Annotated in this window: 25 protein-coding genes; 3 read left to right on the forward strand and 22 right to left on the reverse strand. The window is 55.7% G+C overall.

All coding sequences use genetic code 11. The features are described 5' to 3' along the window. Nucleotides 1-38 precede the first annotated feature (38 nt). The 12 genes from HC757_RS06305 to rpoE all read right to left on the reverse strand — a co-directional run bounded on the left by HC757_RS06305 (nt 39) and on the right by rpoE (nt 10,138). Nucleotides 39-575 (reverse strand): Mpo1 family 2-hydroxy fatty acid dioxygenase, encoded by a 537-nt coding sequence (locus HC757_RS06305; RefSeq protein ID WP_169563467.1) that lies wholly within the window; start codon nt 573-575, stop codon nt 39-41. Between the two features lie 201 nt (nt 576-776). Continuing rightward, nucleotides 777-1,163, reverse strand: coding sequence for a holo-ACP synthase (acpS, locus tag HC757_RS06310; protein WP_169563468.1), 387 nt, complete (start codon nt 1,161-1,163; stop codon nt 777-779). Further along, nucleotides 1,163-1,900: a pyridoxine 5'-phosphate synthase gene (pdxJ, locus tag HC757_RS06315; protein WP_169563469.1), complete on the reverse strand. Its 738-nt coding sequence runs from the start codon at nt 1,898-1,900 to the stop codon at nt 1,163-1,165. The genes acpS and pdxJ overlap by 1 nt, the downstream gene beginning before the upstream one ends. Before the next feature lie 113 nt (nt 1,901-2,013). Continuing rightward, entirely contained in the window at nt 2,014-2,709 is a 696-nt protein-coding gene (gene recO / locus HC757_RS06320; RefSeq protein ID WP_169563470.1) for a DNA repair protein RecO, read from the reverse strand. Nucleotides 2,710-2,751: 42 nt separating this feature from the next. After that, on the reverse strand, nt 2,752-3,765 hold the full coding sequence (gene era, locus HC757_RS06325; RefSeq protein WP_169563471.1) for a GTPase Era: 1,014 nt from the start codon (nt 3,763-3,765) through the stop codon (nt 2,752-2,754). After that, the gene (gene rnc, locus HC757_RS06330; RefSeq protein ID WP_169563640.1) at nt 3,762-4,442 is read right to left on the reverse strand and encodes a ribonuclease III; all 681 of its coding nucleotides are present in this window, start codon (nt 4,440-4,442) and stop codon (nt 3,762-3,764) included. Before rnc ends, era begins: the two co-directional genes overlap by 4 nt. 2 nt (nt 4,443-4,444) lie before the next feature. After that, a complete protein-coding gene (gene lepB / locus HC757_RS06335; RefSeq protein WP_169563472.1) occupies nt 4,445-5,362 on the reverse strand; it encodes a signal peptidase I in 918 nt (305 codons plus the stop codon). 173 nt (nt 5,363-5,535) lie between these two features. Further along, the gene (gene lepA / locus HC757_RS06340; RefSeq protein WP_169563473.1) at nt 5,536-7,326 is read right to left on the reverse strand and encodes a translation elongation factor 4; all 1,791 of its coding nucleotides are present in this window, start codon (nt 7,324-7,326) and stop codon (nt 5,536-5,538) included. 173 nt (nt 7,327-7,499) lie between these two features. After that, complete coding sequence (locus HC757_RS06345; protein ID WP_169563474.1) at nt 7,500-7,973, reverse strand: SoxR reducing system RseC family protein; 474 nt, start codon at nt 7,971-7,973, stop codon at nt 7,500-7,502. Nucleotides 7,974-7,985: 12 nt separating this feature from the next. Further along, nucleotides 7,986-8,918, reverse strand: coding sequence for a MucB/RseB C-terminal domain-containing protein (locus tag HC757_RS06350; RefSeq protein WP_169563475.1), 933 nt, complete (start codon nt 8,916-8,918; stop codon nt 7,986-7,988). A 12-nt stretch (nt 8,919-8,930) separates the two neighbouring features. Further along, a complete protein-coding gene (locus tag HC757_RS06355) occupies nt 8,931-9,536 on the reverse strand; it encodes a sigma-E factor negative regulatory protein (protein WP_169563476.1) in 606 nt (201 codons plus the stop codon). Between the two features lie 23 nt (nt 9,537-9,559). Continuing rightward, nucleotides 9,560-10,138 (reverse strand): RNA polymerase sigma factor RpoE, encoded by a 579-nt coding sequence (gene rpoE / locus HC757_RS06360; RefSeq protein WP_169563477.1) that lies wholly within the window; start codon nt 10,136-10,138, stop codon nt 9,560-9,562. Nucleotides 10,139-10,325: 187 nt separating this feature from the next. On the opposite strand from rpoE, the gene nadB reads away from it, so the two are divergent. Beyond that, the gene (nadB, locus tag HC757_RS06365) at nt 10,326-11,936 is read left to right on the forward strand and encodes an L-aspartate oxidase (RefSeq protein ID WP_169563478.1); all 1,611 of its coding nucleotides are present in this window, start codon (nt 10,326-10,328) and stop codon (nt 11,934-11,936) included. Between the two features lie 22 nt (nt 11,937-11,958). Here nadB and HC757_RS06370 read toward each other — a convergent pair whose 3' ends face one another. The 9 genes from HC757_RS06370 to rppH form a co-directional block, all read right to left on the reverse strand. Further along, nucleotides 11,959-12,375, reverse strand: coding sequence for a protein YgfX (locus HC757_RS06370; RefSeq protein WP_169563479.1), 417 nt, complete (start codon nt 12,373-12,375; stop codon nt 11,959-11,961). Continuing rightward, a complete protein-coding gene (locus HC757_RS06375; protein ID WP_211164299.1) occupies nt 12,356-12,604 on the reverse strand; it encodes an FAD assembly factor SdhE in 249 nt (82 codons plus the stop codon). Before HC757_RS06375 ends, HC757_RS06370 begins: the two co-directional genes overlap by 20 nt. Before the next feature lie 72 nt (nt 12,605-12,676). Continuing rightward, a complete protein-coding gene (nhaR, locus tag HC757_RS06380) occupies nt 12,677-13,588 on the reverse strand; it encodes a transcriptional activator NhaR (RefSeq protein ID WP_169563480.1) in 912 nt (303 codons plus the stop codon). 20 nt (nt 13,589-13,608) lie between these two features. Beyond that, entirely contained in the window at nt 13,609-14,802 is a 1,194-nt protein-coding gene (nhaA, locus tag HC757_RS06385) for a Na+/H+ antiporter NhaA (protein ID WP_169563481.1), read from the reverse strand. A gap of 128 nt (nt 14,803-14,930) precedes the next feature. Next, nucleotides 14,931-15,725, reverse strand: a complete 795-nt coding sequence (gene thyA, locus HC757_RS06390) for a thymidylate synthase (protein ID WP_169563482.1) — start codon at nt 15,723-15,725, stop codon at nt 14,931-14,933. Then, nucleotides 15,722-16,531, reverse strand: a complete 810-nt coding sequence (gene lgt, locus HC757_RS06395; protein WP_169563483.1) for a prolipoprotein diacylglyceryl transferase — start codon at nt 16,529-16,531, stop codon at nt 15,722-15,724. The genes thyA and lgt overlap by 4 nt, the downstream gene beginning before the upstream one ends. 43 nt (nt 16,532-16,574) lie before the next feature. Next, entirely contained in the window at nt 16,575-17,375 is an 801-nt protein-coding gene (locus HC757_RS06400; RefSeq protein ID WP_169563484.1) for a sulfite exporter TauE/SafE family protein, read from the reverse strand. Nucleotides 17,376-17,429: 54 nt separating this feature from the next. Next, nucleotides 17,430-19,664, reverse strand: a complete 2,235-nt coding sequence (ptsP, locus tag HC757_RS06405; RefSeq protein ID WP_169563485.1) for a phosphoenolpyruvate--protein phosphotransferase — start codon at nt 19,662-19,664, stop codon at nt 17,430-17,432. Between the two features lie 28 nt (nt 19,665-19,692). Then, the gene (rppH, locus tag HC757_RS06410) at nt 19,693-20,211 is read right to left on the reverse strand and encodes an RNA pyrophosphohydrolase (protein WP_169563486.1); all 519 of its coding nucleotides are present in this window, start codon (nt 20,209-20,211) and stop codon (nt 19,693-19,695) included. Between the two features lie 690 nt (nt 20,212-20,901). On the opposite strand from rppH, the gene mutH reads away from it, so the two are divergent. Next, nucleotides 20,902-21,573: a DNA mismatch repair endonuclease MutH gene (mutH, locus tag HC757_RS06415; RefSeq protein ID WP_169563487.1), complete on the forward strand. Its 672-nt coding sequence runs from the start codon at nt 20,902-20,904 to the stop codon at nt 21,571-21,573. Nucleotides 21,574-21,727: 154 nt separating this feature from the next. Then, nucleotides 21,728-22,810 carry an adenylate/guanylate cyclase domain-containing protein gene (locus tag HC757_RS06420; RefSeq protein WP_169563488.1) on the forward strand — a complete coding sequence of 361 codons (1,083 nt, stop codon included), beginning with the start codon at nt 21,728-21,730 and terminating at the stop codon, nt 22,808-22,810. Here HC757_RS06420 and oxyR read toward each other — a convergent pair. Beyond that, nucleotides 22,807-23,709, reverse strand: a complete 903-nt coding sequence (gene oxyR, locus HC757_RS06425) for a hydrogen peroxide-inducible genes transcriptional activator OxyR (RefSeq protein ID WP_169563489.1) — start codon at nt 23,707-23,709, stop codon at nt 22,807-22,809. The genes HC757_RS06420 and oxyR overlap by 4 nt on opposite strands. Nucleotides 23,710-23,821 lie beyond the last annotated feature (112 nt).

Genomic DNA, 23,821 nt, shown 5'->3' on the forward strand with positions numbered 1-23,821 from the left:
GCATAGTCCAAAGCAGCTGAAATCCGAGACAGCTGGAACTAGGACAGCCCTTGCCTGTGCGCCTTATCCAGCGCCTGGCGTCTGGCCAAGGCCAACGGGGTGATGGCTTGGGCGAGTGACTGTTCCAGCCCACATTTGAAATAGACTTCGGCCATCAGAAAGAAAGGCCCGATCAGGAGTTGACTCAGGTCCTCCAGGAAAGCCGGCTTGGCCTGCTCATACCTATGGCCGAGCAACTGGAATAGCCAACCGACCACGAAGGCCCCGCTCGCTGTCGCGATAAGATGAGGGGTTTGCGTCATCCACTCGGCACTCAGCAGCAGAGGCAAGAAGACTAAGGTCATGCCCAATGCCAGGCGCCAATGCAGCCTGAAGTAATAGAGCAATACCACAGGCGTTAGCAGCATGGCGACACTGAGCCTATGCCCTTCGGCGCCAAGGCGGAAGTCCAGCGACGCCAGCAGTAGCATCAGGGCCCAGAGGATCAGCGGCACCCCGATGAAGTGAGTGCCGATATTGCGAGGGTCCAGATGCACACTCTTATAGCGAGCCAATTGTTCTACTGCCGATTTCATGGCGCGACTCCCGTTGCAGTTCAAACTTGCTGCCGTAAACCAAGACTTCAATCCATGAGAGCGGCCGCTGCCGGGTTCACGTGGATCACAGTTATACCACTCCTTATAAATATCTGATCAATTCGGGCCGAGCACAAAGTAGAAAATAACAAAGGAGCCTGGCGGCTCCTTTGATGCTAGGGCGAGATACGGCAAAACTGCCTAGTCAGAGGTTTCCAGGATCACTGTCGCCACCGCGTAACGCTGCTCGTCGGCGATAGACACATGCCCTACCACGGCCCGCAGCACCTGCATCCTGGCCAGCGCCCCATCGCTGAAGCTTATTGTCGGCGCCCCATCGGCATTGTTGCCTATGTGGATATGCTGGAAGGATACCCCCCTGCCTATGCCTGTGCCCAGGGCCTTGGCCGCCGCTTCCTTGGCGGCGAAGCGCTTGGCCAGATAGCGCCCGGGTTGCCCCATGCCATGGTATATCGCCAACTCGGCCTCGGTCAGCACCCGCTTGGCGAGCTTATCGCCGCCCCTGGCAAGCTGGGCCTCTATGCGTTCAATCTCGACAATATCCGTGCCTAAACCGACGATCGCCATTATTCGCCCCTGCGTCCTTCGAGCATCAGGGTCTTCATGTCCTTGACCGCGGTCGCCAAGCCGTCAATCGCCGCCCTGGCGATGATCGCATGGCCTATGTTGAGCTCGTACAGCTCGGGGATCGCGGCTATGGGTTTGACATTGTGATAGTGCAGGCCATGACCCGCATTAACCACCAGGCCCTTGCCGTGGGCGTATTGTGCCATCTCGCTGATGCGGGCCAGTTCTTGCGCGGCCTGCGCATCGGTTGTCGCATCTGCGTAGCAACCCGTATGGATCTCGATAACCGGGGCGCCCGCGGCAACGGCGGCATCGATTTGCGCCTTATCGGCATCGATAAACAGCGATACCTTGATGCCCTGCTCCGCCAAGCGAGCCACGGCAGCGCTGATCTTCTCCAGCTGCCCGGCGACATCCAGGCCACCTTCGGTGGTGACTTCCTGGCGCTTCTCCGGCACGAGACACACATAGGTGGGCTTGACCTCACAGGCTATGGTCAGCATCTCTTCGGTGACGGCAATTTCCAGATTCATCCGGGTCTTGAGGGTCTTGGCCAACAGATACACGTCTCTGTCTATGATGTGACGTCTGTCTTCACGCAGATGAATAGTGATGCCTTCGGCACCCGCATGCTCGGCAACGGCCGCCGCATGGACAGGATCTGGATAACGGGTGCCACGGGCCTGACGCAGGGTGGCAATATGATCTATGTTCACGCCCAATAAGATACCACTCACCGGGAACTCCTTTTTAATGACGGCTGATTGCGGCTTATTGTATACCTAAACTCGGCCGCATTGCAGGTAATAAACCGCCATCTGAGCGCAAAATCCCCGCCAAGAAAGCGAATTTATTTCACGGCTTTGGCATGCACACTGCGGCTGAAAAGCTGCCGACTGAGGAGGGGTTTATTTCCCAACAGGGGGTGTAACAACAAGCGCATCAGCTGCTTTAGCTCGGCAAAGTGAGTGGCTTCTATTGTATGTTGCTCGAGTGCCATCAGGGATGCACCGGAGAAACTGTTGCTCGCATGGGTTGCCAGCGTCGGCCAAAAGCCTTCTTCCGCTACCCAACGATAATAGATCACTGCCTCCAAAGGGTCGCCGGCCGCATCCATGGCCAACGAAGGCATGGCGCCGAGCTCATGCAAGAGTGACTGCTCGAAATAACGCAGCTGGCTCTGACAAAACCGCGCGGCCATCGCCATCAGTGCCTGATGATAGGTGATGAACAGGTTTTCGGCACCATGATGCACCGACAGGGTACGCACCAACAGTTCGTTGAGATACATGCCCGCATACAGGCCATGGCCGGCCAGGGGCACGGGCGGGGCGCCGGCCTCCACTTGGGTCAGGTTCTTTAATTCGGACTTGCCGGAAAATTCAAAAATGAGCGGCTGGAAGGGTTGCAGGATACTCTTGATCGAGCGTCTGCCGCTGCCCAGCCTGGCAACGGCATCGATACGCCCATGGCCATCGACCAGGAGGTTCACCAGGACGTTGGCCTCCTTATAGGGTCTATGGTGCAGCACATAACCGCGTTCCATGGGCTTTAGCCTAGGCGCGTTGCCGGGCGAGTCTTCACCGGCTCAGTCTTCACCGTAACCCAGGCTGCGCAGCGCCCGCTCGTCATCGGCCCAGCCCGACTTGACCTTGACCCAGACCTCGAGGAAGACCTTGTTGTCGAACAGGGTTTCCATGTCGAGACGCGCCTGGGTGGCTATGGTGCGGATACGTTCGCCCTTGTTGCCTATCACCATGCGTTTCTGACCCTCGCGCTCGACCAAGATCAGGGCGTTGATCTGGTAGACGCCATTCTCCATCATCTTGAACTGCTCGATTTCCACCGTCGCATCGTAGGGCAACTCGTCGCCGAGGAAGCGCATCAGTTTTTCCCGCACTATCTCGGACGCCATGAAACGCTGGGATCTGTCGGTCACATAGTCTTCCGGGAAGAAGTGTGGCCCCTCGGGCAGAGACTCACTCGCCAGCTGCATGATGCGCTGCACATTGGTGCCTTTGCTGGCGGAGATGGGCAGTATCTCATCGAAGTCATATTTCTTGGCTATCTCTTGCAGATAGGGAAACAAGGCTTCCTTGTCTTTGATGTTATCGACCTTGTTGATCGCCAACACTGTCTTGCGCTCCTCACCGCCACGGCGCAATTTGCTGAGCACCATTTCATCGTCGGCGGTCCAGGTCATGCCATCGACCACGAAGATCGCCATGCTGACATCGGCCAGTGAGCTGGCGGCGGCACGGTTCATCAACCGGTTGATGGCCCGCTGCTCTTCGATATGCAGCCCTGGGGTATCGATAAACACTATCTGCCGCGGGCCATCCGTGTGGATACCCATGATGCGGTGGCGTGTGGTCTGGGGTTTCTTGGAGGTGATACTCACCTTCTGTCCCAGCAAGCGGTTCAACAGCGTCGACTTGCCGACATTGGGACGCCCAACTATGGCGACCATGCCGCAGTAACTGACATCATGTTGCGCCACCGGCGTCGGTGTCGACTGATTCATCTTAGCCAGCAGTTCATCCAAGCTGGGCTCGGTCGCCTGCTGTGGCTGAACGTCAGTCAAACCTTTCTTTTTACTCATTTCTTCAACAACTCCAATACCTGTGCTGCAGCGAGCTGCTCCGCTTTTCTTCTCGAGCTGGCCACCCCTATGGTGCTCTGGCTCAAGCCATCGACCCGGCACTCGACTGTGAAGGTTTGATCATGGGCTTCGCCCTCGATATTGATCACCTGATAGTCGGGCAAGGGTTTCTTAAAGCCTTGCAGGTGCTCCTGCAGCAAGGTCTTGGGATCTTTCTGACTTATCCCGGGTTTAATTTCCTGTAAGCGTGCCTGATACCAGTTTAGAAGCAAGTCCCGGCAAACATCCAGGTTGGCATCCAGGTAGATGGCACCTATGATGGCCTCGACGGCATCGGCCAGGATAGACTCGCGCCTGAAACCACCGCTCTTGAGCTCTCCCGGGCCCAAGTAGAGGTAATCGCCGAGCTTGAACTCCTTGGCGATCAGGGTCAGGGTATCGCCACGCACCAGGGTCGCCCGCATCCGGCTGAGATCGCCCTCGGTCGCCTTGGGGAACTGGTGATACAGGGCATCGGAAATCACGATAGACAGAATCGAATCGCCGAGGAACTCGAGCCGCTCGTTGTGCTTGTTGGCGGCGCTCCTGTGGGTCAATGCCTGGGTCAGCAAATCCATGTTGCTGAATTCGTAACCCAAGGTGCGACACAGGCGCGGCAAATTTTTAATGGGCTCCATCATCAAATGATCCCACCCACACGTTCGAACCTGATGCCGGTTGGGACCCAAGTCGGCAGTATATCCGCCGGGGTACGCTCGAATTCGAAGCTGATCCAGATAGCCACAGCCTTGCCGACCAGGTTAGCCTCGGGGACGAAGCCCCAGAAGCGGCTGTCGGTGCTGTTATCCCTGTTATCACCCATCATGAAATAATGGCCTTCAGGCACCACAAACTCCCCCATGGCATGCCCTGGCTGATGATGGAAATAGCCCAGCATGTCGGGGCGGGTCGGGTTGAGCAGTATGTCGTGGCTGACATCCCCCAGCTGTTCCTTATATCTCAGCAGGGGCACGCCATCCTGAGTAAAGTCGCCGCGGCTGACGTCCACGTGTTTGACCAATTCGGGCCCAGGACATTGGGTCTGCACCGAGGCACAGGCCTTCTGCAGAAACAGCTGTTTATTGCGGTAAATGATACGATCCCCAGGCAAGCCGACCACCCGCTTGATATAGTCTATCTGCGGGTTGTCCGGATACTTGAACACCACCACATCGCCGCGCTCAGGTTCGCCTGTCTCGATAAGCTTGTTGCGCCAGACGGGATCCTTCAGGCCATAGCTGAACTTCTCGACCAGGATAAAATCCCCAACCAAAAGCGTTGGCATCATGGAGCCCGATGGGATCTGAAATGGCTCATAGATGAAAGAGCGCAATATCAGCACGAAGGCGATCACGGGGAAGATGGAATGGGCCGTCTCGACCAGCGCCGGCTCACGTATGATCTTATCTATTGCGTCCTCGCTCAACTCTGCCTGGCTCGCCTGCGCCAATGCCAGATTGGCACGGCGTTTAGGTGCCATCAGGAGCGCATCCAACATCCAAATCAGTCCGCTTCCCAGCGTAACCAGCACTAATATCAGCGAAAAATAGGCTGCCATAGTTACAAACTCCTGCCTCAAAATATAAATCAATAGGGAACATTGCCCGGCGAACAGGCTTTAGTTAGGTTACCCATGGCCCGGCGCCGCGACGCCGCTGTTGCTGCGGGTAAACTAACTAAAGCGCCGCAAACTGCGGCGCAATATCTGACTCAGCGGTAACACAAAATCTGTTATTCGTTAAGCTTCAGCACCGCCAGGAAGGCTTCCTGTGGCACTTCGACGTTACCGACTTGCTTCATACGTTTCTTACCTTCTTTTTGTTTATTAAGAAGTTTTTTCTTACGAGAAACGTCGCCACCATAACATTTAGCCGTCACATCCTTACGCAGCGCCTTCACGGTAGAGCGCGCTATCACCTGGCTGCCGATGGCCGCCTGAATGGCGATATCAAACATCTGCCTCGGGATAAGCTCCTTCATCTTCTCCACCAACGCCAAACCACGGTGACGTATGTTTGAACGGTGGATGACCATGGCCAGGGCATCGACCCTGTCACCGTTGATCAGGATGTCCAGGCGTACCATGTCGGCCGGCTCGAAACGTATGAAGTTATATTCCAGCGAGGCATAACCCCGGCTGGTCGACTTCAGACGGTCGAAGAAGTCCATCACCACTTCCGCCATGGGGATCTCGTAGGTGATCGCCACTTGGTTGCCGTGGTAGACCATGTTTTTCTGCGAGCCGCGCTTCTCGATACACAGGGTGATGACGTTACCCAGGTAGTCTTTCGGCACCAGGATATTGGCCTCGACTATGGGCTCACGAATTTCGGCTATGTTGTTAATCGCCGGCAGATCCGATGGATTGTCGACATAGACGACCGAGCCATTGGTCATCTCGACTTCGTAGACCACGGTTGGCGCCGTGGTGATCAGCTCCAGATTGTATTCGCGTTCCAAGCGCTCCTGGATGATCTCCATGTGCAGCAGGCCCAGGTAACCGATACGGAAACCAAAGCCCAGCGCCGATGAGGTCTCGGGCTCGAAGAACAAGGAGGCATCGTTGAGGCTGAGTTTGTTCAGCGCGTCACGGAAGTTCTCGTACTCGTCGGTGGAAATGGGGAACACCCCGGCATAGACCTGAGGCTTGACCTTCTTGAAGCCAGGCAAGGGCTTGTCGGCACCATGTTTGGCATGGGTCAAGGTATCGCCCACAGGAGCGCCGTGGATTTCTTTCAAGCCGGCGATCACATAGCCTACTTCACCCGTGCCCAGCTGCGGTCTGTCGGTTTGTTTCGGGGTGAAGATACCGACGCGATCTGCGGTATGGGTTTGTCCGGTCGACATCACCTTGAACTTGTCGCCCTTCTTCAGGACGCCGTGCATCACCCGCACCAAAGATACCACCCCTAAATAGCTGTCGAACCAAGAGTCGATGATCAAGGCCTGCAGTGGTCCTTCCGGGTTGCCTTGCGGCGGCGGGATCTGTGCCACTATCACTTCGAGCACCTCATCGACGCCTACGCCGGTCTTGGCCGAACAACGCACCGCGTCCATGGCATCTATGCCGACTATGTCTTCGATTTCCGCGGCGACACGCTCGGGATCGGCTTGGGGCAAGTCGATCTTATTCAGTACCGGCACCACGTCCAGATCCATTTCCAGCGCGGTATAGCAGTTGGCCAGAGTCTGGGCTTCTACGCCCTGACCGGCATCGACCACCAGCAAGGCACCTTCACAGGCGGCCAACGAGCGCGAGACTTCATAGGAGAAGTCGACGTGGCCGGGCGTATCGATGAAGTTGAGCTGATAGGTCTCACCGTCTTTGGCCTTATAATCCAGAGTCACACTCTGGGCCTTGATGGTGATGCCACGTTCACGCTCCAGATCCATAGAGTCCAGAACCTGTGCAGCCATTTCACGGTCGGTTAACCCGCCACAAACCTGAATAAGGCGATCTGATAAGGTAGATTTGCCATGATCGATATGGGCAATAATCGAGAAGTTTCTAATGTGTTTCATTATGCTGCAATGACTAATTCTGAAAATGGATATGGATTAAAGGAGCGAAATTGTACCTGATTGCAGTGTCAATACCAATCAGATTCAACGTTAGTTGCCGTTAAGCGCTAAGACCCAAGAGCTAAGGGCTGGAGATATCTGCCGTGACTCAGAGCCCTTAACAAGGGCTGGCTTCAATCAGGCTGGCGCTGCAGGCTGACAGCCGCGCCTAAATAGGCCAAAACCACGGGTTGAGCCTGGGCTTCGAGTTTCCCCGCCAGACGCCGCCCCCAATACCAGCTGAGCAGCGCCCCACAGGCGCCGAAGACAATGGCAGTCGGATCCTTGGCCAGCGCCAATCCGGAAGCCATGAGTAGCCCCATGCCGGCACCGACGAACAACCCCAGCAAGGGCAGGAGATAAACCAGCGCCGCCGCCTTCAGGATCACGCTCTCCGGCAGCCCGAGTTTCAACAACTCGCCGGGACGACAGGCCTGGTCGCAGGGAATTGAGAATTGCTGGGTCTTGGGAGAAAAGGCCTTGGCCACGGCCGAGGTGCCGCAAGACTCACTGCTGGCACAGTGATTACAGCCACTCTTAATCTCGACCTCGACGGTCGCCCAGCCAGAGGCATCATAACTGACCACTCTGGCTATTTCTTCCATCATACTCGGCTCCCGTTACTCGAGCGTCAGGCTCTTGGCTATGCGGCTCAAGGTTTCCATCGGCACCTTGCCCAGGGCAACGACTTCGGCATTACCGACCTTCTCCGTCACCAGGGAGAGTCCATTTCGAGTGAGTAACTCTTCCGGCAACGGGCTGCTGCCGGCCCTGGCTACATAGACGGAAATACTCGCCATGCCATCGCTCAAACCTATATATTCCACCGCCTCATGGCTGCCGATTAACCTGTGATGATCCCGGATCAACACGCTGAAGCCCTTGGGCAGCCAGGCAAACTGCCAGTTCTGCCCTTCCTGACGTTCGGCCTGATCTATCACAGGCGGCCACTCATGTTTGTAGGCTTCGAGCAACAGCGCCGGCGGCTCCTGCAGTTCCAGCAGTTCTATCACCATCAGCTGTTCCAGCAGCTGCCTGTCTTCGGTCAGCATGTCGAAACGCAGTGGCAAATAGGTCTCCATATCCAGCCACACCTGATAACCATAGCGTGAATTATCATAGGGTAGCAGACGGATCATCTGTCCAGGACGGCCGGCAATACGGGAACGGCCGCCGAGGATAAACTGGTAGCTGGTTTCCAAGGCGCCGATGTCACCGGCGAAGGCGGCGGGCCATATGCCCTGCAGTCTGCCGGCAACCACGCTGTAAGGGGCTTGGTCATGTTCGATAAAAGTCACTGTATTACCGACTCTGACCGCGTTCTTCGGCGGACCATTGAGGTATTCGAGGAAGGCGATCTCCTGGCCGTTTACTATGCCATGCAGGTAAACCAACGGACGCACATGACCGGCCTGGAGCTGAATGAGAGAGGCTTTAAACTCTTTATCCCGCAGTGCCTGACTCATGTTGTTCAGCCAGGTCTTGGCTGACATATCTTCTTGGGCTGCCGCGGGAAAGACCAGGGCCGCCAACACCAGCAGGATTACGCGCAAGTTAACTCCTTGTTATTGATTGACAGAAACGGGGGTATCCTCGCTATTGTCATCGATAACCACCCCGGTATTCAATCTCTGTTGCAACATATGATCTTGGATATAGGCGTTGATGCGACGGCGCTGCTCTATCACTTGCTCGTTGGTGTACCCCTGAGGCTGTTTCACTGCACCCGTCTGGAAGCTGACGGGTGAAGCACTGCCTACCAAGGGACGGGTCACCAATACCGGCGACAGAGACTGGCCATTGTCTGCATCCTGACTGTAATTCTGCACGCCAACGATAGCAACCAGGGCGACGCTGGCAGCTATGGCATATTGGCCGAACTGCTTGAGCGACTGTGTGAAGAAAGGCACCACCTTGCTCTGGGCCGCCTGGGTGGCAACCTCGGGCTCGGATGCCACCAATGCCGGCTCAGACTCGATTGCCGCTGCAACCCTGGCCGCAAAATCCAGGTCAATAGTCTGAGGCAGCTCGCCCCGCATGGCATCGCCTATCAGGTGATACTTTTGCCACTGACCATGCGAATGTGTATCGGCAGACAAGGCCGCCAACGTCTGCGCATCTGTCTCATCATCGACCGCGGCAGATACCCATTCCGGATTTAATTTATCCATTATTCACCTGTAAAAATAGGTTGTTACTCTTCCAGCATAGGCTGAAGCTTTTTATCTATGGCCTCACGGGCACGGAAGATACGCGATCTCACGGTCCCCACGGGGCAATCCATTATGTTGGCGATATCTTCGTAACTCATGCCATCGAGTTCACGCAGGGATATGGCCATACGCAATTCTTCGGGCAAGGACTCCAGGGTATCGAAGATCACTTTCTTGATCTCATCCGATAACATCAGCCGCTCCGGGGAGGCAAACTCCTTGAGCGCGTCGCTGCCTTCATAGTACTCGGCATCTTCGGCATCGACATCGTTGGCAGGCGTCCTGCGCCCCTGCGATACCAGATGATTCTTTGCGGTATTGACCGCTATGCGGTACAACCAGGTATAAAACGCACTCTCACCACGGAAGTTGGGCAAAGCCCGATACGCCTTAATGAAGGCTTCCTGTGCCACATCGGCAATGTCGGCCTGATTTCGCATATAGCGGGAAATCAAACTGAACACCTTGCTCTGATATTTAAGCACCAGCAGGTTAAAAGCGTTTTTATCTCCTTGCTGTACGCGCTCAACTAATTGTTGATCACTTATTGGTCCACTCATCCGAGCCGACTTCTCCCAAATCTAAAATGCTGATTTCTCAGTCGCTCGAATCATATTCACTTATGTAGACTAGCGTGCGTTGAAAAAGTTCTTAAAATTATAAAAATAGCCAAAACCACAGGAAAGTACCCATAAGACTAAAGTTGGTTTACCATAGTTGGCACTCCCAGCCACACCATGATACCTGATGAAACAAGTAGTTGAACACCAATCTGATATTCTGATTATTGGCAGCGGTGCCGCCGGTCTGACGCTCGCATTGCATCTCGCTGAAAAATCAAAAGTAATCCTGCTCTCCAAGGGGCCACTCTGCGAAGGTTCGACCTATTATGCCCAGGGCGGCATAGCCTCGGTGTTCGACGAAGGCGATACCATAGAGTCGCATGTCGCCGACACCTTAGTCGCAGGCGCCGGCCTATGTGATAAATCTGTCGTCACCTACACGGCCGAAAATGCCAAGGCGGCCATGCAGTGGCTCATCCAATGCGGTGTCGCCTTCGACAAGGAAGAAACCCCCGAGGGGGACACGGGCGATGCCCCCTACCACCTGACCCGCGAAGGCGGTCACAGTCACAGGCGCATACTGCACGCCGCCGACGCCACGGGTAAGGCGGTCCAGACCACGCTGCAAGAGCGGGCACTCGCCCACCCCAATATTCAGGTGCTCGAGCGTTACAATGCCATAGATCTTATCACCAGCCGCAAGCTGCATCTGCCGGGCAACCGGGTCCTGGGTGCCTATGTATGGAACCGGGATCAGGAACATGTGGAGACGGTCAGAGCCAAGTTTGTCGCCCTGGCAACGGGTGGCTGCTCCAAGGTCTACCAATATACCTCCAATCCGGACGTCGCCAGTGGCGATGGTATCGCCATGGCCTGGCGCGCCGGTTGCCGGGTGGCCAACATGGAGTTCAACCAATTTCATCCGACCTGTTTGTACCATGTCGATGCCCGTAACTTCCTGCTGACCGAGGCCCTTCGCGGCGAAGGCGCCTACCTGCGGCGTCCGGATGGCAGCCGTTTCATGCCGGAATTCGACGAGCGCGCCGAGCTGGCGCCGCGGGACATAGTCGCCCGGGCCATAGACTATGAGATGAAGCGCCTGGGGGCCGATTGTGTCTATCTGGATATCAGCCATAAACCGGCGGATTTTGTCATCAAGCACTTCCCAACCATCTACAGCCGCTGTCTGGAGCTGGGGATAGACATCACCACGGACAGGATCCCCGTGGTACCCGCCGCCCATTATACCTGTGGCGGAGTGATGACGGACCTGCATGGCCAGACAGATCTCAATGGCCTCTACGCCATAGGCGAAGTCGCTTATACCGGTCTGCATGGCGCCAACCGCCTGGCCAGCAACTCGTTGCTCGAGTGCCTGGTCTTTGCCCGCGCCGCCGCCCAGGATATCGACAGCCAGCTCGGCAAGATAGCCATGCCTGGCATGCTCCCACATTGGGATGAGAGCAAGGTCAGCAACTCGGACGAAGAAGTCGTGATAGCCCATAACTGGCATGAGCTGAGGCTGTTCATGTGGGATTATGTCGGCATAGTGCGCTCGGACAAACGTCTGGAGCGGGCGCTGCGCCGCTGCGCCATGCTGCAACAGGAGATCCAGGAGTATTACAGCAACTTCAGGGTGAGCAATAACCTGCTCGAACTGCGCAACCTGGTACAGGTTGCCGAGCTGATCATTCGCTGTGCCATGCAGCGCAAGGAAAGCCGCGGGCTACACTATAATATCGATCATCCGAGCAAGAACGACGCCCCCCGCCCCACCATACTCCAGCCAGATTGACAGGCCAGCTCATGTGAATGAGCTAGCCTGGTCTGTGGCTGAGCAAGAGACGACACAGCCGGCGATAGTCGGCGTCGTCCAACATATCCGCCCAGACGATCAACAAGCGCTTCCCCGAAGGTGCATGCAGATAGATGAGGCAGGCAAAAGGCGTGACCCAAGGTTTCCCCTGCAGTCGACAGCTCTCGCCCGCCCCCAGGTTGACGGCACCTCGGTCGTCGAGCACCAACAGTAGCTGCCAATGACCGAGTGACCATAGCTGGTAACTAAAAAATATCAGGGTGGCGAGAAACAGCAGTAATTGCAGCAACCGATACCAGAATAAATCCAGTTCGGGCCAGGCAAGAAAGGAACTCAGGCAGACACAGGCGAGCACGACCAACGACAGCCGCTGGTCGAAAGAGGCTTCGAGGCGAAAACTATGGCGCCTCGCGTCCACGTACCTGCACTACCATGCGGGCCAGTTCGGGATCCGGACAGGTTTCATGTCCCATGAACCAGGCAAACAACTCGGGATCCTCGCCCTCGAGTAAGCGGATAAACAGCGCCTTATCGGCATCAGACAAGTGCTGATACTCATGCTCGACAAACGGCTGAAACAAGACATCCAGCTCCAGCATGCCACGACGGCAAGCCCACCTTACTCTGGCGATGTTCATTAATTCCAACACTCTTCTCCCTCACGGCTAAATTGCCGCTAGTTTACCGTTCGCGGCCCACAGTGTCGATTCCCTTTATGCTTATATCGAGGCCTGCACCTGCCGATCCCGTCCGGCAAACAGCTCGGCAAAATCGGTTGCCAACAGGCGCTTGACCGCCGGATGCTGGATCATACGCTCGGCAAACATCACATGGTACTCTTCCTTGATGTCGCAGGTTTCGCCCAAAAGGTGCATCCCATGGGAGAGGATCTCCTGGCGATAGATGGAAGGCGCCACGAAAATCCCCCGCCTGAAATAGCCGAAGGCCTTCATCATGGCGGCATCATCGAACTCCCCCAGAATACTGACCTTGAGACCCTGCTCGTCGAACCAGCGATACAGTTGTTGCCCCAGGGAAGTGCGCCGCCCAGGGATCAACAGAGGCGCAGCTTCCAGGCAAGCGGGGAAGGCGGCAGGATAGGATTCGGAGGAGAAAAAACTGACCCCACACTCGCCGAGTTTCTTCGACAGTATCTCCGGATACTTGAGCGACTCCCCGGCACAGTCGGATAAGATCATATCCAACTTATGCTCCCGCAGCCGGGTCATCAAGTCGTCGTGGGAAGACTCATAGCAGGCTAAATGCATGGAGGCATCGCCCGGCACCACGCTGAGCAGGACCCGACTCACCAGCGCCTTGGACAAGGCATCGGCGATGCCCACCTCGAACAGTGTCGCGGCGTCCTTTTGATAGTTGAGCAGGTCGAGCATTTCATAGCTCAGACTGAACATCTTGTCGGCGTAACGAAATACCAATTCCCCCAGCTCGGTCGCCTCCAGTGAACGGCCGACCCGAGTGAACAGGCTGCCGTTGAGCCGCTGCTCCAGGGCCCGGATTTGTCCTGTGACTGTCTGGGGCGTCAGGCAGAGCACCTCGGCGGCACGAACCACGGAACCAGACTTCTTCACCATCCAGAAATAATACAAATGGTTATAGTTCAGATGCGACATAACAAGCTATCCCATTCGCCTCAGACTTTGTCCGCATCGGACCGACGCAGCGCGGCGGCAGGCAGCACCCTGGCGAGCCAGAAATAACCTATTCCCGCCGCCAGCATGGAGCCCAACAAGATCCCCAACCGGGCAAGGTCCCCATAGTCCCTGCCCGAGTGTTCGAAGGCCAGTGAGGCAATAAACATGGACATGGTGAAGCCGATACCGCACATCACGGCTACGGGCATTATCTGGCGCCAGCCGATACCTGAGGGCAACTCGGCCAGCCTCAACTTGACCGCCAGATAACTGAAGCCGAGCACGCCCAGGGGTTTGCCCAGCAACAGGCCGAGCGCTATGCCAACCGGGACCGGCGAGACAATATCCGTCAACGCCATGGCGCCGAGGGCGACCCCGGCATTGGCGAAGGCGAACAGGGGCAAGATCAGGAAGGTGCTCCAGGGGTGCAGGCTATGCTCCAACTGCTCCGAGGGTGAGCTGCCATCTTTGGCTCGCAGCGGAATACAGAAGGCGATGATCACCCCGGCGAGGGTCGCATGCACCCCAGATTTCAACACCGCGACCCAGAGAATGAAGCCGAATAGCCCATAAGGCGTGAGCGAGGTCACGCCGCTGCGGTTGAGAATCACCAGCACCAGGATCGCCAAGGCGGCAATCGCCAGGCTCAGCATGGACAAGTCGCTGCTGTAGAACAGGGCGATGATCACTATCACGCCGAGATCGTCTATGATCGCCAGCGCCAACAGAAACACCTTCAAGGCAACCGGCACTCGACTGCCGAGCAGGGCCATGATCCCGAGCGCGAAGGCGATGTCGGTCGCCGCCGGGATGGCCCAGCCGACCTGAGTCACAGGATCGCCATGGTTAAACAACAGGTAGATGGCCGCGGGAAACAACATGCCGCCCAAGGCTGCGAAGCTGGGCAAGGAGGCCTTGGTCACACTCGAGAGCGCACCTTCGAGCAACTCACGTTTGACTTCCAGGCCGATCAACAGGAAAAACAAGGCCATCAGACCATCGTTGATCCATAACAACAAGGGCTTGTTTATGTCCAGCTCACCCAGTCGCAGCTGGAACTCGGTGCCGAGCAGGCTCTGGTACAGAGCGGAAAGCGGTGAGTTGGCGAAGAGCATGGCCAAGGCCACCGCCACTAACAAGAGGATGCCGCCGGCCGACTCCTGACTGAGAAAATCCCTGATTGCCTTTTGCATAAATAGACTCCTTAAACCCGAATGCTTCGAGTGTAACCGAATCTATTCTACTAAGATAATCGTATGTTTCTGCCCAATACCTCAGTTATTCCGAGGTATTGGGCGAACAGTCACTGAGAACATTCCTATCAGATGGCGACAGGCGCCTTGATATGGGGATGGGATTGATAGCCTGTGAGCTCGAAATCCTCGAAGCGATAATCGAAGATAGACTCGGGTTTGCGCAGGATCTTCATCTGCGGCAAGTCGTAAGGCCGACGGCTGAGCTGCAGCTCGGTCTGCTCCATGTGGTTAGAATAGAGATGCGTGTCACCGCCGGTCCAGACGAAGTCACCCAGCTGGAGATCGCACTGCTGGGCGACCATCATGGTCAGCAAGGCATAGCTGGCGATGTTGAATGGCAAACCGAGAAACACATCACAGCTGCGCTGATACAACTGGCAGGACAGCTTGCCGTCGGCGACGTAGAACTGAAAGAAGGCATGGCAAGGCGCCAACGCCATCTTATCGAGTTCACCCACATTCCAGGCCGAGACTATCAGACGGCGCGAGTCCGGCTGCTGCTTGATCTGCTCTATGACTTGGCTTATCTGATCTATGGACTCGCCGCCCTGGGTCGGCCAGCTGCGCCACTGGGCGCCGTACACTGGCCCAAGATCGCCCTGCTCATCGGCCCACTCGTCCCAGATGCTGACCTTGTTGTCCTTCAGGTAGGCGATATTGGTGTCCCCCTTCAGGAACCAGAGCAACTCATGCACTATGGAACGCAGATGGCATTTCTTGGTCGTCACCAGGGGGAAGCCCTGATTGAGATCGAAACGCATCTGATAACCGAATACCGAACGTGTCCCGGTACCTGTGCGATCCGTCTTCTCCGTGCCCTCGGCCAAGATGTGCTGCATTAACGCTAAATATTGTTTCATGACGCCTTACCCTGTTTACGCATAAGCAAATACAAACCACACAAGATCATGGGAACAGACAAGATTTGCCCCATGGTCATCATCCCCCAATACAGGCCCAGTTGGGCATCGGGCTGGCGCACGGTTTCGACAACCACCCTGAAGATGCCGTAGCCCAGCAGGAACATGCCTGAGACGGCGCCGGTTTTGCGCGGCGTCTTACTGAACCAGTAAAGCAGCAGAAACAGGGCCACCCCTTCGAGGGCAAACTGATACAACTGGGATGGATGGCGGGGATAAGGGCCGCCGTTGGGGAATACCATGGCCCAAGGCACATCCGTGACCCTGCCCCACAGCTCGCCGTTGATGAAGTTGCCGATGCGACCGGCTCCCAAACCTATGGGTACCACGGGTGCCACCATATCGGCCACGGCGAAGAAGTTGCGTTTTTGCTTCCAGGTGATGTACAGCATGCCGGTGATCACCCCTATCAGGCCACCATGGAAAGACATGCCGCCTTCGGTGATCTTGAACAGGTACAGGGGATCGGCGAGGAAGAAGTCGAAATGATAGAAGAGCACATACCCTATTCGCCCACCGAGCACGACCCCGAGGAAACCGTAGAAGAGCAGATCCGAGACTTGCTCCCGGCTCCAGATGCCATTGGAGTCATCGGCCTTGCGATTGAGTAGCCACATGGCGGCGATAAAGCCCACCAAGTACATGAAGCCATACCAGCGCAGCGCAGGCTCAAAGGTCTGGCCAAAAACATGAAAGGGGCCAAACGACACTATGATGGGATCAATATTCGGAAAATTCAACGCCATAACTAAATCCATTATTCCCTCTGACGAGGTACGAGAGTAAAAATCAGGTCAGAATCAACTTAAGACCCAAACTAAAGAGCAAGACTGCAAATATCCGCTTGAGCACCAGTGTCGGCCAATGGCTCGCCGCCCTGACGCCCACCGGCGCCATCAGCATGGAGGTCAGCACTATCCCCAGCAAGGCCGGCAGATAGATGAAACCCAAGGTCCACTGGGGTAAACCCGGCACGTCGGCACCGGCCAGCACATAGCCCAGGCTGCCGACCAATGAAATGAGCAGGCCTGTCATGGCGGAAAAACCGACAGCATGGCGCATCTGCAGGCCACACCAGGTTAAAAAGGGCACCAATAATACCCCGCCACCTATCCCCATCATGCCGGCGAGCAAGGCTATCGAGACTGACACCCAAAACAGCACCCAAGTCCCGGGCAAGCTGCGCCCGGCCTCGGCCTTCCTGGGAAAGGCCATCTGCGCCGACATCAGCAGCACGAATAAGGCGAAGCCTTGCTGCAACCTATGGGCCGGGATCTGCTCCGAGATAAAGGCCGCCGCCAAGGCACCGACTATGATGCCGGGCATCATGGGCTTAAACAGCGCCCAGGGAATATTCCCCCTGTTGTAGTGCGCTCTGGCAGAGGAGGAAGAGGTCAGTATGATGGCCGCCAGGGAGGTGGCGATGGCGATATGGGGCAGTTGCTCGGCGTTGATGCCGACAGATGGCAGGAGGTAGATCAGGGCGGGGACGACGAGCAAACCGCCGCCAATGCCCAGCAGACCGGCCAAGAAGCCAACCAGAGCTCCCAGGACTAAACAGTCAACAAACACCCACAACACACTGTCCAATGAATACCTTCGCTCTGCCGAATTTTGGCGACTAGCTTAAATCAATTCCGCCAATTAGTTAAGAATAGATCCCAGGTTGCGCGCATTTAGGTATTCGGTGACCAATTGGCGCACCTGGCCGCCATTGGCCAGTTTCAGCGCCTGTTCGAGCAAGCACTTCAGCTCACTCTTGGACACCCTGCGCAGCAGATAGTTGATCCGCGCCAGACTGCCCTGGTTCATGCTCAGTTGCTCGTACCCCATGGCCACCAGCAGCAGTGCCCCCATGGGTTCCCCCGCCAGTTCACCACAGACACTGACGTCCAACTTAAACTTCTCACAATCGAACCAGGCCCGCTTCAGCGCCCTCAGGATCCCCGGATGGTAGCTGTCAAACAATGAACTCACCCTGGGATTGTTGCGATCGACGGCCAACAGATACTGAGTCAGATCGTTGCTGCCGACCGACACGAAGTCGACCCGCTGCGCCACTTCATTGAGCTGATAGAGCAGCGCCGGCACTTCCAGCATGATGCCGATTTTCGGACGGGTGATATCCTGGTTAACATCGACCTTAAGCTCCATATAGGCCTGATCCAGATACCCCAGCGCCTGATCTATCTCATCCAGACTGCTGACCATGGGCAAGAGGATCCTCAATTGCTCACCACAGCCCCCCGCCTGCAACATGGCCCTGAGTTGCACCAAAAACAGCTCGGGATGATCCAGCGACAGGCGGATCCCCCGCCAGCCGAGAAACGGGTTATCTTCATTGATGGGGAAATAGGGCAAGGGTTTATCGCCGCCAACGTCCAGAGTGCGCATCACCACTGGCCTGCCGGAGGCCGCCGCCAGGACCTGCCGATAGACCTTGATCTGCTCGGACTCGCTGGGAAAACGTTGCTGCAACATGAAGGGAATTTCGGTGCGATACAAGCCGATACCATCGGCACCTTCGGCAATTTCGGTCGCCAAGCCGCTCAGGAGACCGGCATTGAGGTATAAACGGATCCGCTCGCCATCCAAGGTAGCGGCCGGCAGACTCAGCTCCTGAGCGTACTGGCGTTGCAACGCCTGGTGGGCCGAGATCAGGCTGCGGTACTCGTCGATCACCGCGGCAGAAGGCGACACCATGAGATGACCACGGCTGGCATTCAATACCAGCAGCTTCTGATCTATCTCGGTCGACAGTATCTGCTCGACGCCCGTGATCGCCGGCACCTCGAGCGCCCGCGCCAATATCGCCGCATGGGAGTTGACCCCACCCATCTCAGTCACTATGCCTGCGAGTTTTTGTCGCGGAAATTCGGCCAGCAGGGTGGCGTCGGCTTCCCTGGTCACCAAGATCACGGGTTTATCCGGCTCCTGTGCCAAGCGTCCCGGCTCTATCAGCTGCCTGAGCACCTTCTGGCCCAAATCCCGTATGTCGCTGGCACGCTCCTTGAGGTAGGGATCTTCCATCGCCAAAAACTGCTGGATATAACGCAGGGATACCCGGCTGACCGCAGACTCGGCGCTCCACCCCAGCTGGACCTCCCTGGCGTACTCGCCGCCGAGACTGGCATCGTCGAGCAGCAGCTGCAACGCGGTGAAGATGGAAACCACTTCCTCGTCTTGCTCCCGGTCGAAACGTTGTGACAAGGCGGCGAGCGCTTCCTTGCAGCGCCCCATGGCGAGAGACAACCTGTAGACTTCGGGCGCAACATCGTCGCAGGCCACTTCGGGTTGTTCCAGGGAAATTTCCCCGCCTATCACCAATGCCTGGGCGATGGCGATACCGCTCGAAGCCGACGTGCCCTGAAACAGGATCTGATGTCCATGACTCCGGACTTCGGCTTTCTGTTTATGTCCTTTGACTGCCATGGCCAGCTGGGCAGCCAGGGTCATCAGGAAGGCTTCTTCGCCTTCGCTGAACTGGCGGGTGTTGGCCTGCTGCACCACTATGACGCCAAGCACTTGTTTTTGGTAGATGATGGGTACGGCGAGGAAGGCGCGATATTCTTCTTCGGCAACCTCAGGGAATAATTTGAATCTGGGGTGAAGACGGGCATCTGCGAGGTTAACCGCTTCTTCGCGCTCGGCTACCAAGCCGACCAAGCCCTCGGACAAGGGCATTTTCACCGTGCCGACGGCACCTTTTTCCAGGCCATCGGTCGCGGACAACACCAATTGCTGCTGTTCGAGAATATAGATGGAACAGACCTGGGTGTTCATTGCGGTTTTAGTCTGGGTGACCAGCAGCTCCAGCGCACTGTCGAGATTGCCGGCCGAGGCCACCGCCTGGGTAATGTCCCTGAGGGTATTCAACACTTTTAGCTATCCCCTTCTAAATCTGCACTTATCCCCTTTGACGCATCCGCTTTCGTGGCATTTCCTGAACCTGGAATGCCAATGCCGTCGCCGCAAACTCCTTCATCACCTTACGATAGACGTCACGCTTGAATGACACCACTTGCCTGACAGGATACCAATAGCTCACCCAGCGCCAATCATCAAATTCAGGATGGCCGGAAGAATTCAGATTGACGGCACTGTCCTGACTCTTCAGCTGTAATAGGAACCACTTCTGTTTCTGCCCGATACAGACAGGTTTACTCTCTTGGCGCACCAAACGTTTGGGCAACCTGTAACGCAACCAGGAACGGGTCGAGGTCAGGATCTGCACATGCTCGGGCCTGAGGCCGACTTCCTCATAGAGTTCCCGGTACATGGCTTCTTCTGCCGACTCACCATCGTCGACGCCCCCTTGGGGGAATTGCCAGGAGTGCTGGCCGAATCGTCTGGCCCACATAACCTGGCCGAATCTATTACAGATTATGATGCCCACATTTGCGCGAAAGCCGTCGCTATCAATCACATGGACTCCGAATACACAAAAATGCTAATGATCCGATTGTTTCACAAAGCCAGTCTATCGGCAAACCTCTATTTCACCCACAGCGTTGGATAAAAATCAGAAACACACACAATTATCAACAGCAGTTTCCAGAGCGTCGACTGGATATCCACATTTTCTGTGGATATCTCTGTTTGAAACTCGATTAAACTTATGGAAACGTTTAAAAAACGGCTCAATCCCGGGTTAACGCATGTATTCCAAAACAATTAAAAACCAATTAAATTCAGATATATATATAAACATAGAATAAAACAAGCTAGAAGCCAGCAGCAAAAGCGCACTTTTTAAGCAGTCGAATACCCTTGAATAACTCGCCCCCGGATCCGCTTGGGTTATACACAGAACACCCCGGAGTTTCGTTTGAAACCGGCTAAAAAAGCCCTTTTATCCGGTTGACTAGGGCTTTTTTATCGGTTAAAGACACCAACTTGATAAGTTATCCATAATTTCTGTGGATAAATAGGTTGAAAAAGCTGGGGAAATACCCGGGTAACTTTCCCCCAAAGCGGCACAAGTGACACAATGCCAATATATTCCATTTTAATTCAGTCAGTTATATCAGGGCTTATTCAAAAATGTTCAACGACACCCTGGCGTACACTTTTTAACCGGGATTGATCAACCTAAGATCTCAGGTAAAATCCCGCCATGGAAAAAATATCCCCTCCCCAAGATCTCGCCGAGTTGATGTCCAGGGCCAATATGATGGCCGGCTTAACCTTGGCACAAATTGCCGCGCCCCACGGGCAAGCGGTGCCGGCCGATCTCAAGCGTGACAAAGGTTGGGTCGGGCAGATGATAGAGACTGAGCTGGGGGCAAACGCCGGCTCCAAACCCCAGCAGGACTTCCTCCACCTGGGGGTGGAACTCAAGACCATCCCCATAGATGGTGCGGGGCGGCCACTGGAAACCACCTATGTCTGTGTCGCGCCCTTAATCAACATCCAGGGGCTGAGCTGGGAACAGAGCCTGGTATGCCACAAGCTGGAAAAGGTCCTGTGGGTACCGGTCGAAGGTGACAGGCAGTTGCCGATAGCCGCCAGACGGGTCGGTACCCCCATACTCTGGCAACCCGACGCTCGAGAACAAGCGCTGTTGCGTCAGGACTGGGAAGAAATAATGGAACTCATCAGCCTGGGAAAGGTGGAACAAATCAGTGCCCGCCATGGCGAAGTACTGCAACTTAGGCCCAAAGCGGCCAACAGCCAGGCCCTGACCCAGAGCATAGCCGAGGACGGCAGCATCAAACTCACCAATCCCAGGGGCTTCTATTTGAAGACCCAATTCACCGCCCGGATACTGGCCCGGCACTTCGGCTAGCAGGCTCATGCCGGACTATTGGCCTAAAAAGGCTTGAAAACGCCTTAAAAGGGGGCGGACAAGATTGAGTGACTAATAGTCCTGGCCCAAGCGGGGGTGTTTTCTATAAACTAGCCCATCCTGAAATACAGCATATCCGGATACCTTAACCACAGTGAAAGCCCGTCGACAGGCGAAAAAATTACTCTTTGCAATAGTGGCATGGGCTGCGGCCATGGGCGCGTTTGTGTTTTTTCGCTACGCCCAAACCCCGGAATTGCCACAATGGGCCAGAGGCAACGCAGATCTGGCGACCTTGGCCGTCTACATGGGGGTCATTTTTGGCAGCCTGCACTGGATGTCCAATCTCATCACGGATTTTCGCATCATCAATCGCCTGCCCTATATTTTCTCGGTCACTTTCAAGGGACTATTCTTGCTCTTGGGGGCAATCACACTCGCCTATATGATCCAATACCTCAACATGTGGGCGATAGAACACCACATGGTCCCCCTGAGGCAGATGTTAACGGCACAAATACTCTATAGCCCCTCGTTTCAGGCCCTGCTGATTTATCTCGTGGTGGTGCGCCTCGGCCTGGCTTTCATAGAGCAGATGGCCTTGCTCATGGGCCCCAGAATATTGCTCAATATCGGGCTGGGGAAATACCATAAGCCCAGGTATGAACAGAGGCTCTTCCTCTTCCTCGACATGGTTGCATCCACCTCACATGCCGAGGCGCTGGGTGATTATCGCTTCAGCCGTCTCATCCAGGACAGCTTCAACCTGTTGTCGGACACAGTGACCAACAATGACGCCGAGATCTACCGTTATATGGGGGATGCAGTGCTGATCCACTGGCCGTTGGAGACGGGAATAGTGCATGACAGGTGCATGAATGTTTATTTCGAGTTCAGCCAGCAACTGCATTGGCACAGGCACTATTTCGAGAAACACTACGGCTTCGTGCCTGAATTCAAGGCCGCGGCCCATTGCGGTCAGGTGGTGGCGGCCGTCGTCGGCGTGCATAAACAAGAGATCAGCTTCTTCAGCGACGTGCTCAACACCCTCACCCGCTTGCAAGATCAGTGCAATCCGCTCGGCCAGCGGATGCTGATCTCAGGTGCCCTGTCCGGACGCCTGGACAACCAGGAATCCCAGTATAAGCGCACTAACCTGGGCCCCATTAAACTCAAAGGCAAACAACATTCCATCGAGGTGTTTGCCGTTTCCCCCAAGCTGGCCTCAGCCAATTAGCCTTGGAGCAGAGTTTGGATCTCCAGCCCCAAGGTACGGAAGGTCAGGATGCGGCTGGTCGTCTGCCGCCATACCAGGCCTATGTCGCGGTAGGGGGCTTTCCCCGGCGGCGTCATAACCACCAGGTCCGTGTCATTCAGGATACCTGCGTCTATCGCCATTTGCGGCAGGAAGGTCGTGCCCAGCTTACTGTTCACCATCTGCACCAAGGTATGCAGGCTGGTGGCGGCGAAGGGGTTGATCTTATTGCTGTCTCCCAGCTCACAAGCACTGATGGCATGGCCTGTGATGCAATGCTCTCCCTGTAGCAGGAAGATGCTCTCGTCCGGCAGGGACTGGTAATCCAGCGGCTCATGCACATCTCCCAACAAATCCTTATGCATCACCATCTTAAAAGGATCTATGCCCACCTTCATGCTGTGATACCCACCGGTATCTACGGGTAAAGCCAGAATGAGCAAATCCAGTTCTCCCTTACCCAGGGCCTCCAACAGCCGCTCTGTGGTATCTTCCTTCAGCAGCAGACTCAAGCCGGGGTAGGCCTGCTGGCACTGGCGCATGACCCGGCTCAGCAGGAAGGGGGCTATCGTAGGTATGCACCCCAGGCGTATGTCGCCTGTCATGGGGTCACCCTGATTCTTCACCAACTCGACCAGGTCGTCGACCTCGGTGAGGATCTTCCTGGCACGCAGCACCACCTCTTCGCCTATGGCGGTAAAGATGAAAGACTTATGATCTCTCTCTATCAATTGATGTCCGAGTTGCTCTTCCAGGTTCTGAATGCCGCTCGACAGGGTCGATTGGCTGACGAAACTCACTTTGGCCGCCCGATTAAAATTCTGCTCTTGATGCAGATTAACCAAATAATAGAGATTTTTCAGACTGGGTAAGTTTTTCATTTAATCGATTACCATGTGCTTAATTAATTCAATAGTTGAAACTACTCTACCACAGTCAGGGATGACTGCCAGCAGCGCTAAATAACGCCTGCCGTTAGCCTCACATGGCTTG

The organism is Shewanella salipaludis (assembly GCF_012911865.1).
Classification (GTDB): domain Bacteria; phylum Pseudomonadota; class Gammaproteobacteria; order Enterobacterales; family Shewanellaceae; genus Shewanella; species Shewanella salipaludis.